Source organism: Xanthomonas sp. 3075 (genome assembly GCF_014197275.1).
Lineage (GTDB): Bacteria > Pseudomonadota > Gammaproteobacteria > Xanthomonadales > Xanthomonadaceae > Xanthomonas > Xanthomonas campestris_B.
Genome location: NZ_JACIFI010000021.1, coordinates 40,529 through 56,454, shown reverse-complemented (window position 1 = coordinate 56,454; position 15,926 = coordinate 40,529). Strand labels below are relative to the sequence as shown.

Genomic DNA, 15,926 nt, shown 5'->3' with positions numbered 1-15,926 from the left:
CCGGCGCCGCTGTTTTGATGTTGTTACTTGAGATCGACCACGCGGTTGTCCGACAGGCTGCCGGTATCGTCGGTCACTGCGGTCATCACGAAATACAGCGCCTTGCCGAGCAGCCCGCTCGGACCATCCCAATACTCGGCCGATTCGGCGCGCACGTGGATCAGACGCAGGTTCGGATCGTCCTTGCCGCCCGGGAAAAACACCTTCATCGCCGGCGACCAGAGCTGCTCGATCTTGGCGCGGTCGTTGACCACGCTGGCGGTGCCGGCCACCGAGACATAGCTGTTCTTGGAGGCGGAGGCATAGGCCACGTTGACCCGCGGATCGGCACCGATTTCCGCCACCTTCGGACTATCGGCGGCCGTGGCGAACCACAGGTCGCCGTCGAACTCGACTTGCTGTGTGCCCAACGGGCGGCTCACCAACTTGCCGTCGGCAGAGACGGTCGTGAACATTGCGATGTCCACGCCGCGGATCAATTCCGCCAACTGCTTGATGCTCTCGTTGCGTTGCTCAGGGTGCATGTGTGTGTTCCCGATGGAGATGCGCCCATCTGAGCGGATTGCAACGCAAAGCGACGTGAATCACGCAGTAGTCACGTCCAACTCGCGGCAAGCGATGGCGGCGATTTCGAACGAGCGCAAACGCGCGGCATGGTCGTAGATGTTGGCGGTGAACAACAACTCGTCCGGCGTATGACGGTCGATGAACTCGGCCACGCCCTGCGCGATCTGATCGGCATCGCCCAGCACCGTGCACGCCAACGCACGCTCCACGCCGGCACGTTCGTGCGGTTGCCAGAATGTATCGATATCGTCGATTGGCACGGGAATCTTGCCTGGCTTGCCGCGACGCAGGTTGACGAAGCTCTGCTGCTGGGTAGTGAACAGGCGGCGCGCCTGCGCGTGCGTGTCGGCTGCCACCACGTTCAAGGCCAGCATCACGTACGGCTTGGCCAACTGCGCCGATGGGCGGAATTCGCGCCGGTAGATCGCCACCGCTTCGTCCATCGCATCGGGCGCAAAGTGCGAGGCGAACGCGAACGACAAACCCATCGCCGCCGCCAGGCGCGCACTGAACAGGCTGGATCCCAGCAACCACATCGGCACATCCAGCCCGGCGCCAGGCACCGCCTGCACCAACTGTCCCGGCACGGCCGGCGCGAAGTAACGCAGCAACTCGGCCACGTCCTGCGGGAAGTGGTCGGCGCTGTCGAAATAGCGACGCAAGGCGCGCGCGGTGGGCTGATCGGTACCGGGCGCGCGGCCCAGGCCCAGGTCGATGCGTTGCGGATACAGCGACGCCAGCGTGCCGAACTGTTCGGCCACCTGCAGCGGCGCGTGGTTGGGCAGCATGATGCCGCCGGACCCGACGCGGATGGTCTTGGTGCCGCCGGCCACATGGCCGATCAGCACGGCGGTGGCGGCGCTGGCGATCCCCGGCATGTTGTGGTGCTCGGCCAGCCAGTAGCGCCGGTAGCCCCAGCGTTCGGCGTGCTGCGCCAGATCGAGCATGTTGGCGAAGGCGTGGGTGGTGTCGCTGCCTTCGCAGACCGGCGCCAGGTCGAGCACGGAAATAGGCGTCATCGGATGACTCCGGGAAATGAGTGATGTGCAAGACATGGGGCTGACCGGATGGCATTGCCACCCACCTGGACGGTGCTCAGGGGATTACAGCATTCCAGCAATCGAACACCGCGCCCGGCCCAGTGGACTCTGCAATGACAGGTGCAGGTCGGGGTCTGGCTGGGTCGCCTGCGATCCGCATCGGGCTGCGATCTACGGGCCGGGGTGAGGCGTCTGTGGATCGGAAGCGAACGACGCTACGCAATCGGCACCGACCACCTCCCCATCCCCCGCCCCGCAGCACCGCCGATGCTTGCGGTACTGGCGCGCCAGACATCCTCGACCGTGCTGCGCGCGCAATCGCCAGCGGGAAGCGCGCTTCTTGGGCTGCGCCGGTTGGCCGCAGGGGCGGAAACCCGAGGCGTGGCCGAAGCCCGGATCTGGTGTCCGCTGCGCGCAGCCATGGCATACGCGAACATGCTGAGCCCAGCGCGAAGTGCATGCGCGCATGTACGGCGGCGAGCGAAGCGCAAGCGCCGATCGCTCGGACCGCTGGCTATGATGGTCGCCGCCCTGACTGCGCCCACACGACAATGGCTTCCACCACTCCGCTTGACCCTGCTTCCGGCGTCGCAGACATCGCGGCACGCATCGATCGCCTGCCGGCCACCGCGACGTTGTGGCGGTTGGTCGGCCTGCTCGCGTTGGGCGGATTCTTCGAGTTGTACGACTTGTTCCAGACCGCTTACATCAGTCCGGGCCTGATCCGCGACGGCATCTTTGCCAGCGGCGCCGATGGCGCGTTCGGCATGCCCGACCAGGCCGCATTTGCGGCGGCGACGTTTCTGGGCCTGTTTGTCGGCGCCGCGCTGTTGAGCCCGTTCGCAGACCGCTTTGGGCGCCGGCTGGTGTTTACCTTCGCCTTGATCTGGTACACCGCCGCGACTGTTGCAATGGGCCTGCAAAGCACTGCAACCGGCGTCATCGTGATGCGCTTTGTGGTCGGAATCGGCTTGGGCATCGAGCTGGTGACCATCGACACCTATCTGTCCGAACTGGTGCCACGGCATATGCGCAGCGCCGCGTTCGCGTTCGCCTTCTTCGTGCAGTTTTTGGCGGTGCCTACGGTGGCGTTGACCGCGTGGCTGCTGGTGCCGCATGCGCCGCTGGGCGTGAGCGGATGGCGCTGGGTGGTATTGCTGAGTGGCGTGTTCGCGCTGGCGATCTGGTGGTTGCGCAACCGTTTGCCGGAATCGGCCCGTTGGCTTGCTGCGCAGGGACGTCATGCCGAAGCGGATGCGGTGGTGAGCCAGCTGGAAACGCAGTGCGAACGCGATCTGGGTGCGCCGTTGCCCACGCCGCAAGCAACCGCCCAACTGCAGCAGCAGACGCAGGCCTCGGTATTGTGGCGCGCGCCGTATCGCGGACGCATCGGCATGCTGGTGGTCTTCCATATCTTTCAGGCGATCGGTTTTTTTGGCTTCGGCAATTGGCTGCCGGCATTGATCTCCGCGCAAGGCACCGGCGTGAACAAGAGCCTGGGGTATTCGTTCGCGATTTCGCTGGCCTACCCGCTGGCGCCGCTGCTGTTGCTGCGCTTTGCGCAGCGCTGGGAAAACAAATGGCAGATCACTGCGTCGGCCGTGGGCGCGGTGCTGTTTGGCGTGCTGTTTTCGCAGCAGCATCAGGCGATCGGCATGGTGCTGTGCGGGGCGATGATCGCCTTCTGCAATGCCTGGATGAGCTTTGCCTATCACGGTTATCAGGCCGAGCTGTTCCCGACCGGACTGCGCGCGCGTGCAGTGGGCTTTTGCTATTCCTTCAGCCGCCTGTCCACGGCGGTGAGCAGCGTGTTGATCGGGTGGTTGCTCGTCCAGGTCGGCAGCCATGGCGTGCTGGCATTTATCGCGATCAGCATGTCGATCGTGGCGAGCGTGATTGCAATGTTCGGGCCGCGTACACGCAATCGTGCGCTGGAGGAGATTGCCGGCTAATCGTGGTGCACCCGCGCGTGAACCTTGTGGCTTTACGCGCCAGCGTGTGTGACTGGAGGGGGTTGGACGGCTGCCTGCGCGGCTAACGTCACGCCCGCTGCAAGCGCAACCGTGCGGTCCGCCACCGCGGCCAGGCTGGTGCGATGCGACACCACCACCAGCACGGTCTGCGGCAGTCGCTGCCGCAGCATGCATAACACCTGACGTTCGGCATCCGCGTCCAGCGCACTGGTGGCTTCGTCCAGCACCGCCAAGGTCGGTTTGCGCAACAACACTTGCGCCAACAGCAGACGCTGCGATTCGCCACCGGACAGGCGCCCATCCGGACCGTTGATCGGCGTGTCCAGACCTTGCCCTTCGCGCTGCAGACGCGCGCTCAGACCGACATCGGCCAACACTTCCCACATGCGTGCATCCGGGGTGCAGGGCAGCGCCCAGTCCAGACAATCGCGCACGCTGCGCTGCCACGGCCGCACGCCCTGGCCGATGTACGCGCTATGCCGCACCCAGTTACGATACGCGGCAAAATCCAGCCGGCGCCCGGACATATGCGCGGTGAACTGCGACGGCGGCGTCTGCCCGGAGAGCACATCCATCAGACTGCTTTTGCCGATGCCGGATGGCCCGACCACCAGCAGCATTTCGCCCGGCACCAGCATCATCGGCTTGAGGTCCAGCCTGGGTAGCGGCGGCGCCAGGCCGATATATTCCAGATGCAGCGTGGCGGGCAACGGCGTTGCGGTTTCGGCAGTGGCCTGCGTCCGCGTGCTCCCCAGGTCCAGATAGCGCTGCCATAACTGCAACGCCGGCCACGCCGAGCGCAGTTGCTGCACGCTTTGTCGCGTGGTGACCAGATATGGCAGCAGCCGCCCAAGCAGCAGGCTGACGGTGATCAACGCGGCGCGGTCGGCGCCCTGCCAGAGATTGGCCAGCACCAGAATGCCGGCGATCGCGGCCACGGCAGTGAGTTCGAGCACCAGCCGGCTGCCTGCCACCAGTTCCTGCTGCTGTGCGTAGCCCTGCCCCAGCCGCATGGAAATGCGCTCGTAATGGCTGGTTTCGACATCTTCGCGCTGGAACGAGCGCACATGCCGCAGGCGCCGCGGGAAGTCTTCGCTCAACCAGAACAGCCGGGTCATGTCGGCCACGTAGTCGCGGCTGATGCGCGCCTGCGCATCGCTGCTGGAGATACGCACGCCCAACCAGGCCAACACCACCAGCGATGGCATGGCGATCAGGAGCGCGGGAGCGATCAGCATCGCAATGCTGAGGCTCACCAGCGCAGTGATGCCGGCCACCAGCAGCTGCAGCACCGCGCTGAAACCTTGGGTGGCGATTTCGATGTTGTAGGTGAGCACGTTGGCGATCTCTGCCGAGCTGGCGCCGGACAAGGCTGGCAGCGGTGCATCGATCAATGCGGCATGCACGCGGCGGCGCAGTCCGATCGCGTAGCGGCTGGTCAGCCGCGCGGCCAGCCGTGCGCTGTGCCAACGCAGTGCCGCAAACACCATGCTGATACCCACAAACAACGCTACTTGTATCGGCAGACCCTCGGGCAAGGTCAGCCGATAACCAGCCAGCTGCACACTGTGGCCGGGTTGCACCAAGGGCACCAGGCAGACCGCCACGATGCTGCCCGCCAAGGCAGCCGCCAATGACAACGCGACATAGAGCGCGATGGTTGGCATGTCCGCAGGCACCAGCGTGCCGACAAAATTGCGCACGCTGGCACGCATGTGGTCGCGAGGAATGGAGGTCTGCATCTCAGTGATGCATGTCGTGCAAGGGGCGCATCGATACGCTGGCAGGCGTGTGGATCGCACAACGCCGTAGAACGGCTGACACGACGTAGCGAGCGGTTGTCAGGTCCGTGTGCACGGGGCGAAGGAACCCGGCTGTCCACATGCTGTATGCCGACTTCCGGCATCGGCCGTGCGCGCCTCGCACTGGCGGCGCAGTGGCGGTGCTAGCTACTCTTGGCGCCATGCGCGCTCTCATCGCAACAGCTGCAGCAGTGCATCCACCGATGCCTGCGGATGCGCGCCGCGCCACAGCGTGAACATGCCGACGCGCCGCACCTGCTCGACAAAGCGCTGCCACCCTGGCTGGCCGGCGGCATACGGTTGGTCGTCCGCCAGAGCGTCGGCAATGTGTTCGACCGGCGTTGGCAGCAGGCATTGCGCCGACGTGCTGGCAGGCGTGCCGCGCAGCATCACCACAGCGCACAGTTGCAAGGGCGTGCGCGCCAGATGTGCACGGCCATGGCGGATGTCGATCTCGAACTTTTCCACGCCACTACGGCGGCGAATGGTGGGCGATGCGCTGATCCACGCGCGGGTATCCACATCGAGCAGGCCAAGCGCGTCGGTACGCAGATGCAGAAAGTTGGCAACGCCGGTGGTCAGCAGGCTTTCCGGCGCTAGGAACACGCCGTCTTCGGCGATGAAGTCCAGGCCATGCAGCAGGCTGTGCAGCGCCAGCGTCGACTTGCCCGCACCGCTGGCGCCGAGCAACAGCACGCTGCGTCCATTCCGGCCGACGCAGGCGCCGTGCAAGGGCACCAATCCCATTCCGCGCGCAGCCAGTAGAAACACTGCAAATTCGATCAGCTCATAGCGCACGTGATAGGCGTGGGCGAGCATGTCCTCGGACACCACCAGCATGGCGCGCCGCTCGGGCACCGACAGCATCAGGTAATTGCAGGCATCCATGACACCGCACAGCAAACCACCGCTTGCATGCGTGCGCACTGGTGGCGGTTCTGCGCTCGATGGCGCCTGGCCGCGCGACACCAGATCCAGCGTGATGTGGAACTCCGGCGCAGCAGGTAAACAATGCGCAGGCAGGCTTGCAAAAGCGGCATCCACCAACGTCAGCAACGCTTCGCTATCGCTTTCAAAATGGAACAGCGCGCCGAGAATCTGCCGGCGCACAACGAAACGGCGCATACGTCGCTCGCCGAACGGATCTGCGGCCGATACCGCATCGCTGTGCGCCGCCAAACGTGCGGTCCCGCTTACTGGCAATAGTTCCGCCAACGCGGCCGAGTGCTGCATGCCCTTCATCCATTGCATCGATCAGCCAGTGTGTGCCAGCCAGCGAGCGAAAGGTTGCACTGCGGCCATCGGCGCACCTGCACAACGCTTGGCACAGCGCACGTCGTCTGGGCGCAACCAAACGCATCTGCCTGCGCACCTACTGCCAAGCCGATTGCCGGTGACTGCGCACGCCATTGCTGCGCGCACCTGGCGACAGAACGAGAGCCTTGTGCAGATGCTAAAGATCCAGGTCAGTCATTCGTATTTTCTGCGTTACGACCCGAAGCAGTGGGAGCGCGGCAAACCATATCCACCGCTGGCAACGTTGCAGGTCGCGGCGTTGCTGCGTGAATGTGGCCACACCTTGAGCCTGTTCGACGCGATGCTTGCCGACGATGTGCAGGACTACGCCGGTGCCTTGCATGCTGCGCAGCCGGACCTGGTGGTGTTCTACGAGGACAACTTCAACTTTCTCACCAAGATGTGCCTGAACCGGATGCGCGAGGCCGCCTGCCGGATGATTGGCCAGGCGCGCGAGGCTGGTTGCCGCGTACTGGTGGCAGGATCGGATGCCTCCGACAACCCGGAGGTGTTTCTGGCCGCTGGCGCGCACGCGGTGTTGATTGGCGAAGGCATCGCACCGCTACTTGAACTGGTGACGCGCGTCGAAGCCGATCCCACCATCGACACGCAGGCCTGGCTGGCGGGAGTGGCGCGCATCGCCACCGACCAACCTGCCGAGGCACGCCCGCATCGTGGCGCACAACCGCCGGATGCACGCCTGAGCGGCCTGCCTGCGTGGGACTTGGTCGACATGCCTCGCTATCAACGCTTCTGGCAGCAACGGCACGGCCATTTCAGCCTGAACATGGCGGCCTCGCGCGGTTGCCCGTTTCGCTGCAACTGGTGCGCCAAACCCATCTGGGGCAACCACTACAAGCGCCGCGGCGCCGAAGACGTGGCCGCCGAGATGATCCATCTCAAGCGCAGCTTCCAGCCCGATCACATCTGGATGGCCGACGATATCTTCGGCTTCCACATCGACTGGGTGGAAACCTTCGCACAACGTCTGACCGATTCCGATGGCGCGATTCCCTTCACCATCCAGACCCGCGCCGATCTGGCCAGCGAGCGCATGGTGGCGGCTCTGGCGCGCGCCGGCTGCGCAGAGGCCTGGCTGGGTGCAGAAAGCGGCAGCCAGCGCATCCTGGACAAGATGACCAAGGGAACCACGGTTGGCGAAGTGATCGCCGCACGCGAACGCCTGGGTGCGCGCGGCATTCGCGTCGGCTTCTTCATTCAACTCGGTTATCTGGGCGAAGAACTCGACGATATCCTGGCCACGCGCGCCCTGGTGACGCAAGCCAACCCGGACATCATCGGCGTCAGCGTGTCCTATCCCCTGCCCGGCACCAAATTTTACGAAGAAGTGAAGAACCAGTTGGGCGGCAAGACGCATTGGCAGGACAGCGATGACCTGGCGATGATGTTCCATGGCGCCTACGACTCGGAGTTCTATCGCAGCGTGCGCGATCTTTTTCACACGCAAGTGGATCTGCAACAGGCCCGCGCAACGATGACGGCCGATGCGTTTGCGCAGGCATCGGATCGCCTGGAAGCACGCTGGTCCGCACTGATCGCATCGGAACAACAGCATCGCAACGCACCGCTGGCCAGCGTTGCTGCACGTCAACCGCTGCAGCTGGCCACCGTGCTGGTCGGCTGAACTGCAACGCTTCGCCTTGCCGTCGAAACCCCACCTCGTCTTTTCGGATCACGCCCGCATGCAGCACTCCCTTCGCACCATCAAGCACGGCCTGCGCACGGCCACCGAACGGCTGGCCCAGGACTTGGCGCAGCCGGGCCAAGCGGTGCCGCAGTGGGATCGGCTGCAATGGCAGCTGGCGGCCGCCGCGGCCGCGGCGCATGGCGTGTCGCCGCTGCTGCAGCGTCGCTCGCTGTGGCAGAACCCGGATTGGACCAGGTTTCTGAGCGAGCAACGCCGCCATGTCGAAGACCGCCATCGGCGTATCGCCATCCTGCTCACGCGCATCGATACCGCAGCGCGTGCGGCTGGGATCGCCTTGGTCGGGCTCAAAGGCACCGCGCTGCATCGGCTTGGCGTCTATCTCCCGGGCGACCGCCCGATGGCCGATATCGATCTGCTGGTGACGCCGGAGGATGCGCCCGCCGCTGCTGCACTGCTGTGCGACCTCGGCTATGTGGCCTCGTTCGAACAATGGAAGCACCAGGTCTTCAAGCCGATACACGGCGAAGCAGCTGTGGGGCTGGGCGAGCACCGTGATGCGCCGATCAATATCGAGCTGCATACGCGGATCCAGGAACGCCTGCCGGTCCACAGCGTGGACATCACATCACATATCCTGCCCGAGCGCCCGCAGCCCGGCTTGAACTCCTACCCGTCCATCGGTGCGTTGATGTTGCATCTGCTGCTGCACGCCGCCGGTGGCATTTGCCATCGCAGCATCCGGCTGATGCATCTGCACGATCTCGCGTTGCTTGCCACACGCATGGGGCAGCGCGACTGGGACCACTTGTGGGAAGACTCGCGCGTGTCGCCGTGGTGGGCATTGCCGCCGCTGCTGCTGCTGCAACGCTACTACCGCAGCGTGGTGCCGGCGGCGGTGATGGCGCGCCTGCACGCCGATTGCCCGCGCTTGCTGCGCATGCGTGCGGCCCGCCAGACCTTGACCACGGCCTCATGCTCCAACCTGTGGTTGCCGGCACTGCCCGGCATCGAATGGTCGCGGTCGCTGAGCGAGGCGCGGCAGTATCTGCACAATCGCGTTGCGCCATCGGCGGAGAGCCGCAAGGAACGTGCGGACATGCTGCAAACACAACTGTGGCTTCAAGGGCAACCGTGGGTGCGGCAGACCCAGGCACGCCGACTGATGACGCGCCTGACCCGGCCGGTGCCGCGCACCGACATGTTGTATGTGGTGCGTGCGGCGCTGGATGGATATCTGCAGCCGGTGTGAGACAGCAGATGGCTTGCACCACGTCCTGGGTGGGTTTGCGGTGACGTTGCGATCTGCATCGCACGATTTTTGCTGAGCGCTGTCGGTTGATGCAAGGCGTGCTTGCGCGCTGTCGAGGCGCGTAATCGCTGTCTTGCTCCGGGCTGCGCACTCAGTGCAGCGGACGCTGCTCGCATAGTTGGCGATAGAGCTTCTCGAACAGACGCGTGGTCAACGCCGCGTCCTCACGTACCGCACGGCACTGCGCGGCCCAGGCCAGGCGCAAGCGCAGTTCGTCGTCGGCCACCACCTGACGGACGGCTTCGGCCAATCCGGCCCAGTCGCCAGGCGGCACCGCCAGTGCACAGATCGGCGCCCACTCGACCAGATGCCCCACGGCAGTGCCCACGGTCGGAACACCCGTGACCGCTGCTTCCAGCAGCACCAGCGGCCCGGCTTCGTGCAGAGAGGAAAGCACCAGCAGATCGGCCGATTGCATGATCGGGCGCAACTCACGCTGGGTCTTGAACCCGAGAAAGCGCACCTGCTCGCTCAGCCCAAGCTGTTGCACCAGGCGCTGCATGGCGCCATCCAGGGTATCGACGCCGACCACGTCCAGGCTAAAGGCAACATCGGCGCGTTTGAGCGCCGCCATGGCCTGCAGCAAGGTGGTCTGGTCCTTGACCGGATTGAGACTGGCCACGTGCAGCAACCGTGCGACCTCGCCGGTGCGCGCGCGCGGCGCGGCCGCAGGCCAGGCCCGCAGATCCACCCCCAGGGGCACCCGCTGCGCACGGATGCCGAGTGCTGTTAGCGAATCGACGATCGGCGCACTGGCGGCCGTGACGCAATCGGCCAGGCGCAGGATCACCGCTTCGCGCAGACGGCCACGCAAACGGCGCCGGCCACCGTAGCCGATGGCATGCAATGCGACCAGCTCGCCACCGGCGATATGCACCACGCTTGGGCGTCGTAAAAGCTTGGCAGCGACCACCGCGATCAAGCTGCAGTGGCCGGAAAAGATCGCCTGGATGAGGTCGAACGGTGCGCGCCGATGCTCCTGACGAATGGCATTGATTGCACGCAACCTAGTGCGTTGCGCGCCGATGTTATGGATGGTGGCGCCGCGCAATGTCCAGGTGCCGGGCATCGGCTCCTGATGCAGCACAAAGACATGCACCTGGTGACTGCGCGCCAGCCATTCGATCAGGGTCAGGAACACCGGGATCACACGGACTTCGCCGCTGCGGTCCACGCCACCCGGTACCACCAAGGCCAGTTTCATGCGGTTCGTCCAGGCACGGCGGCCAGCAATTGGGTGTAAGCGCTCGCCCAGCGTTGCCCCACTGCGGCAAAGGACAGCCGCGCATCGAAATGCGCGCGCACCTGCGCGCGATTGGGGTGCTGGCGCGAGACACGCAGCAGTACTTCCGCCAGGGCCGAGGCATCGCCCACCGGCCACAACTCGCCGACCGCACCGGCATCGCTGAGCGCACGGAAAGCCGGAATATCGGTCAACAGCGGCAAGGTGCCGCAGGCGTAGGCCTCCAGTGCGGCATAACCACAACTTTCCGCATGGCTGGCAGAGACGAACAGGTCTGCGGCGCGCAGCAAGGTTTCCACACGCGCATGCGCAAACTTGCCCAGCAGCTGGACACGGTCCGCCAGATGCGCATCTTCGCGCAGGCGCTGTTGTACCTGCTCCATCAACGGTGCCTGGTCGAACACGCACCATAGCCGCAGCCCGGGTAACAGGGGCGCCGCCATGGCGATGGCATCGAGCACGCACAGCGGATCCTTGGCTGCGCTCAGATGGCCGACCCACAACACACAGGGGTCGCCAGACAGACGTGTCTGCTCGCGTGCCTGCAGGCGATCGCCGGTGCAGAAGCGGCTGCTCGATTCGGGAATCGCAAACAGCTGCGTGCTGGATCGAAACAGCCGCGCGCGTCGAAATGGCTCGGCCAGTTCCAGCGACGTGAACGCGATGCCGGCAGCCGCCGCGTAGCGCGCACGCCAGACGATCCGGCGCCACCAGCGTGGCGGGCGATTGGCATGGTCCTGCAACAGGATGGGAATCTGCGGCAACAGGCGCGCAAGCCGGCGTGCATCACCGGCAAATTCCAGGCCGTGCACATGGATCACGTCGGCGTCGATCTCGCGCAGCATGGCCGCAAGACGGCGTGCACGCAGGGTGCTACCACGTTCGCCCAATGCGACGAAGCGGTAGTCCACACCCTGGCGTGTGAGTCGAGTGTTCAGTGCGCAGGACTGGATCACCGTCACCCGTACCCCTGCGCTGGTCACCGCCTCGGCGATATCGGCCAGCGATGGCCACTGTGCGAAGACCTGTTCCACGCTCCAACCATCGGGCGTTGGCACCAGATTGAGCTGCGCCACATGCAGGCTCATGGCGCAGACAGCCGCTGGCATGCACGCTCTGCAATGCCGGTGGCGCAGCCTTTCGAGCAGCGCACGCCACCCCGAGCGCAGCGCCTGCAGGCCGCAGACCCGCTGTACTCCGGCATCGCCATGAAAACCACGTCACTCACGCGATGCGCCGCAGCCGCAGCACCAAGGCGACCGGTACCTGCAACGCAGCCTGATCGAAGCGAGCGCCGGGGGGAATATCGGCCGGGTCCAGCATCGGTTCGGCGACCGCCTCGATCACCAGGCCCAGCGACGCGCAGGCGGCATGCCAGTCACTGTAGAGATGCTGGGTATGCCGCACTGCGTAATGCTGGCCGTCGGCCTTGAAATCACGCCGCCAGCCCAGTGCATGGCCGATCGGGTGCACATCGCTGCACAGTACGAGACCGCCCACGCGGGTAACCCGATGCAGTTCTTCCAGCGCCGGCCAGAGCTGTTGCAGATGCCCAACCACCAAAGCGCAGACGCTGAGATCGGCGAGTGCATCAGGCAGCGGCAATTGATCGAGACTGCCTTGTTGCAGACTCACGCGTACCGCTGGCCAATCGTGCATGAGTTCGGCGCCGGCGCGTTGCAGCATCTGCGGCGACAGATCCACACCGGTGACATGCAACGCGCCACGCCGCAACGCATGCAGCATGTAGCGACCACTGCCGCAGCCGGCATCCAGCACATGTTGGCCCTGCAAGGTGCCGGGCATCAGCGCGAGCATGGCGCGTTCTTCGGCCAGCATCACCGGGTTATGCGCATGCGGCGGATACGCCTGTGCCCATAACGCATACGCTGCTGCCGGCTCGAGTGTCGGTACCGCGTTCACGACACCGCACCATTGGCGGCCATCGTGATGGATGGCGCTTGCGTTGCCTGCGACACGCACTGCAGGCCCGGTTCCAGTGCCAGCACCGCAGGATCGGCCAAGCTGGCGTCGAGCAGTTTGGGGCGGCCGTCCAGCAGCACTGGCACGGTCTGGATACCTGCGGCGTCGAACCATTCGGCAAAATCCGGGTCAGCGATGCGCGGGGCGCCATCGCGGATCACTGCGCGCAGCGCACTCCGTTGGCAACCGACAACGTTGGCGGCAGGGTCGCCACCGCGATCGCGCACGATCACCAGGTCCGCGGCAGCGCCTGGGGCGATGCATCCGCGCGCTTGCATGCGCAGGATGCGCGCGGATTGCTGCGTGACCATGCCCAGCAGCAGATCCGGTGCGAGCCCGCTGTCGGCGGCAATGCGCAGTTCTTCCAGCAGGTCGCGTGCGCCGCTGATGCGCGAATCGTTTCCCAATGCCAGGCGCCCGGCCATGCACAACCGCCACGGATCCAGCGTGCGGCCCAGCAGCGCCAGATTGCTCGAAGGACACCAGACCACCGCCGCGCCGCGCGCGATCACCCGTTCGATATCGCGCTCGCCCATGCCCACGCCATGGATCAGCACACTGTTGGACGCCAGGCAACCGAGCCGATCCAGCTCGTCCAGTTCGGCCCCTGCCACCGCATCGGTGCCTTCGGCCAGATGGATCATCCAGGGGTGTTCGGGCGCGGTCGCGGCAAAGCTGCCCTGCACCGGTGGGCCGTAACCGGTCCAGCCCAGCGCGTAGCTCCAGCCGAACTCACGCAGCAAGCCGACCGGAAAATTCGCCGCGTCCAGGGTCGCGTGCCAAGGATCGTGCTGCGCCACGCAGGTGACGCCGGCCAGCAGATTCTTCAACCCGCCGTGACGCAAGCGCACCGCCTTGGGCACGCGCAATGCGGCCGCCACCTCGGGATGCTGAAAATGCGCCTGAAACGCCTCGATCCATTCGTAGCTGTTGGCGAACGGTGCGCCTTGCGGCAGTGGCGGCACGCAATTGACCTGCAGATGGTCATGCGCGTTGATCAGCCCGGGCGCCAACACGTGGCCCTGCAAATCCAGCCGCAGGCTACCGGTGCCGAGCGTGCCGCCGAAACGGCCTGCGCGTATTGTCACTGCGGCGCGCGAGGGGCCTGCGAGGGTGATTGCGCGGGCGCCCTGCAAACAGATATCGGCCATTGACATCGGCGTCTCCACTCAGCGCTTGCGCATCACGATCAGGAAGTGGTCGCCCATGTCGCGCAGCAGTGGCAGCCCGCCCAGACGGTCGTCGCACCAGCCCAACTTTGCCGACAGACGCGGATAGCGCTCGCAGAACTCGACCAGATAAGGCGGCGGCAGGAACAGGCTCAAGGCGCGGTAGCTGTCCAGCACGAAGTGCTTGTTGAAGGCGCGATAGAACTCGCGCGGCAGGTGGTACCAGGTCCAGATGGTATGGCCATTCATGCCCACTGCGGTGACTCCGCGCGCGGCACGCACCGCTGCGCGCTTGAAGCGACCGCGCAATGTGTAATGGCCGATTTCCCACGGGCAGATGCGACCGATCACCGAAAATACCAGGCAGCCATCGGCGCGCAGCAGACGCGCGCACTCCGCAGCCACTGCCGGCAGATCCGGCGCGCAATTGAGCGGACCGAAGTTGGAGTACATGCCGTCGAAGGTGCCCTCCAGCTGGTCGAGCTGCTGGATGCCCACGTGCGCGGCTGTCAGGCGTGCTTCCAGACCTTGCGTGGCCGCGCGATGGCGGGTGCGTTCGACCATGGCAGGCGACCAGTCGGTGGCCAGCACGCTGTAGCCGCGGCGCGCGAATTCGCCGGCATCCAGACCGGTGCCGCACCCCAGATCCACCAATCGCGAGCCGGCCGGCAGCTCGGCCGCAACCGTGTCCCACAGCGTGGTGCGCATGCGCTGGATCAGCGCGTTGTTGCCGCGCGGGCCGTCGTAGTCGGGGGCGACGCTATCGAAGGCACGTTGTGTTTCCAGCAACCGCTCCGGGGCGACCGTGCCGCCACGCGCCGCATGCTCATTGACCATCGACATGCGCAGCCTCCCCCACCAGTGCAGCTATTCTCACGACACTCTCCAGACGCAACACCGCCAACGCGGCATCGCTTGATTGTCTGGTGAGTGCCACGCGCAGCGGCTTTGGTTGCAGCGTGGTGCGCGATCTGCAACCTGAAAGCAGCTGCCGCCGCGTTCAGGCGGCAGCGACCGTGACCGCAACCGTGCGACGTCGCCATGCGTTGCGCAACACCGCCGCCAGCACGCCCAATCCGGCACCAGCGAGCAAGCCGACAGCCCAGGCGGTGATCGCATTCGGAAAGGCCTGGCGATCGGGCACATACAGCGGCCACGCCAACGAGGTTTGATAGGTGTAGCGCGTGGTGAGGCGCGCGTTGAGATCGTCACGCTCGGCTTTCAACGCGCGGATGGTGGTGTTGCTGTCGGTCAGCAACACACCCGCCAATACCTGGGCAGGCGTCGCCGCAGTGGCACCCTGCCCGGCCTGCAATTGCCGCTGAAGTTGCGCCTGGGTACTGAGTGCCGCACGCAGGTCTTCATTCAAGCCTCGCAAGCGCGTGCGTGCGAGTTCCAATGCAACCGCATTGGTGTCGCCGTGCAGCATCTGCAGTGCGGTCACGGTGGCCATCGCCAGCTTGCGCGCCTGCCCGGGCGACTCGGCGCGAATGGTCACGCCAATCAGATTCGCGTATGGGTCAGGATCCGGTTTAAGGCTGCCGCGATACAGCTGCGCAGCGCGGCTGTTGAGCGGTACACCGGCCTGACGCAACACTGCATCCTGAAACAGCCGTGTCTTCATGCGATCGATCACGCGTTGGAACGGTTCCACCTTGGGATCGCGTCCGGCCGGCGTTGGACCGATTTCGCCGACCTGGATCCACGCGGTGCCCTCCCACTGCGGCTTGGCCAGCCGGGTGAAGGCGAACGTCAGGCCTAACACGATCACCAGCGCGGCCAGCGCCCAGCGCCATTCGCGCCGCAGGATGCGCCAGAGGTCGATCAGATAGATGTCGTCGTGTTGATTCATGGTGCACCGGCTCTGGAACGTGT

Annotated in this window: 13 protein-coding genes and 1 other RNA gene; 3 read left to right on the top strand and 11 right to left on the bottom strand. The window is 65.4% G+C overall.

The features are described from left to right. Positions 1-23 precede the first annotated feature (23 nt). Together GGR62_RS17185 and GGR62_RS17180 are read right to left on the bottom strand one after the other, a co-directional pair. Entirely contained in the window at positions 24-524 is a 501-nt protein-coding gene (locus GGR62_RS17185; RefSeq protein ID WP_184409060.1) for a pyridoxamine 5'-phosphate oxidase family protein, read from the bottom strand. 60 nt (positions 525-584) lie between these two features. Further along, on the bottom strand, positions 585-1,586 hold the full coding sequence (locus GGR62_RS17180; protein ID WP_184409059.1) for an LLM class flavin-dependent oxidoreductase: 1,002 nt from the start codon (positions 1,584-1,586) through the stop codon (positions 585-587). 572 nt (positions 1,587-2,158) lie between these two features. On the opposite strand from GGR62_RS17180, the gene GGR62_RS17175 reads away from it, so the two are divergent. Continuing rightward, positions 2,159-3,559 (top strand): MFS transporter, encoded by a 1,401-nt coding sequence (locus tag GGR62_RS17175; RefSeq protein WP_184409058.1) that lies wholly within the window; start codon positions 2,159-2,161, stop codon positions 3,557-3,559. A gap of 32 nt (positions 3,560-3,591) precedes the next feature. Here the strand turns inward: GGR62_RS17175 and GGR62_RS17170 are convergent, their stop codons facing one another. The 3 genes from GGR62_RS17170 to GGR62_RS17160 form a co-directional block, all read right to left on the bottom strand. Then, entirely contained in the window at positions 3,592-5,295 is a 1,704-nt protein-coding gene (locus tag GGR62_RS17170) for an ABC transporter ATP-binding protein (RefSeq protein WP_184409079.1), read from the bottom strand. Positions 5,296-5,395: 100 nt separating this feature from the next. Further along, positions 5,396-5,464: non-coding RNA, sX9 sRNA (locus GGR62_RS17165), on the bottom strand. A gap of 89 nt (positions 5,465-5,553) precedes the next feature. After that, the gene (locus GGR62_RS17160; RefSeq protein ID WP_184409057.1) at positions 5,554-6,615 is read right to left on the bottom strand and encodes a serine kinase; all 1,062 of its coding nucleotides are present in this window, start codon (positions 6,613-6,615) and stop codon (positions 5,554-5,556) included. Positions 6,616-6,769: 154 nt separating this feature from the next. On the opposite strand from GGR62_RS17160, the gene GGR62_RS17155 reads away from it, so the two are divergent. Beyond that, the gene (locus GGR62_RS17155) at positions 6,770-8,323 is read left to right on the top strand and encodes a radical SAM protein (protein WP_184409056.1); all 1,554 of its coding nucleotides are present in this window, start codon (positions 6,770-6,772) and stop codon (positions 8,321-8,323) included. 58 nt (positions 8,324-8,381) lie between these two features. Then, positions 8,382-9,596 carry a nucleotidyltransferase family protein gene (locus tag GGR62_RS17150; RefSeq protein WP_184409055.1) on the top strand — a complete coding sequence of 405 codons (1,215 nt, stop codon included), beginning with the start codon at positions 8,382-8,384 and terminating at the stop codon, positions 9,594-9,596. A 151-nt stretch (positions 9,597-9,747) separates the two neighbouring features. Here GGR62_RS17150 and GGR62_RS17145 read toward each other — a convergent pair whose 3' ends face one another. From GGR62_RS17145 to GGR62_RS17120, 6 genes are all read right to left on the bottom strand, one after another. Then, complete coding sequence (locus GGR62_RS17145; RefSeq protein ID WP_184409054.1) at positions 9,748-10,860, bottom strand: glycosyltransferase family 4 protein; 1,113 nt, start codon at positions 10,858-10,860, stop codon at positions 9,748-9,750. After that, complete coding sequence (locus GGR62_RS17140; protein WP_184409053.1) at positions 10,857-11,987, bottom strand: glycosyltransferase family 4 protein; 1,131 nt, start codon at positions 11,985-11,987, stop codon at positions 10,857-10,859. The genes GGR62_RS17145 and GGR62_RS17140 overlap by 4 nt, the downstream gene beginning before the upstream one ends. 136 nt (positions 11,988-12,123) lie before the next feature. Further along, positions 12,124-12,822, bottom strand: coding sequence for a class I SAM-dependent methyltransferase (locus GGR62_RS17135; protein ID WP_184409052.1), 699 nt, complete (start codon positions 12,820-12,822; stop codon positions 12,124-12,126). Then, complete coding sequence (locus GGR62_RS17130; protein WP_184409051.1) at positions 12,819-14,039, bottom strand: amidohydrolase family protein; 1,221 nt, start codon at positions 14,037-14,039, stop codon at positions 12,819-12,821. The genes GGR62_RS17135 and GGR62_RS17130 overlap by 4 nt, the downstream gene beginning before the upstream one ends. 12 nt (positions 14,040-14,051) lie before the next feature. Then, a complete protein-coding gene (locus GGR62_RS17125) occupies positions 14,052-14,894 on the bottom strand; it encodes a class I SAM-dependent methyltransferase (protein WP_184409050.1) in 843 nt (280 codons plus the stop codon). Between the two features lie 157 nt (positions 14,895-15,051). Continuing rightward, a complete protein-coding gene (locus GGR62_RS17120) occupies positions 15,052-15,903 on the bottom strand; it encodes a Wzz/FepE/Etk N-terminal domain-containing protein (RefSeq protein ID WP_184409049.1) in 852 nt (283 codons plus the stop codon). Between the last annotated feature and the right edge of the window lie 23 nt (positions 15,904-15,926).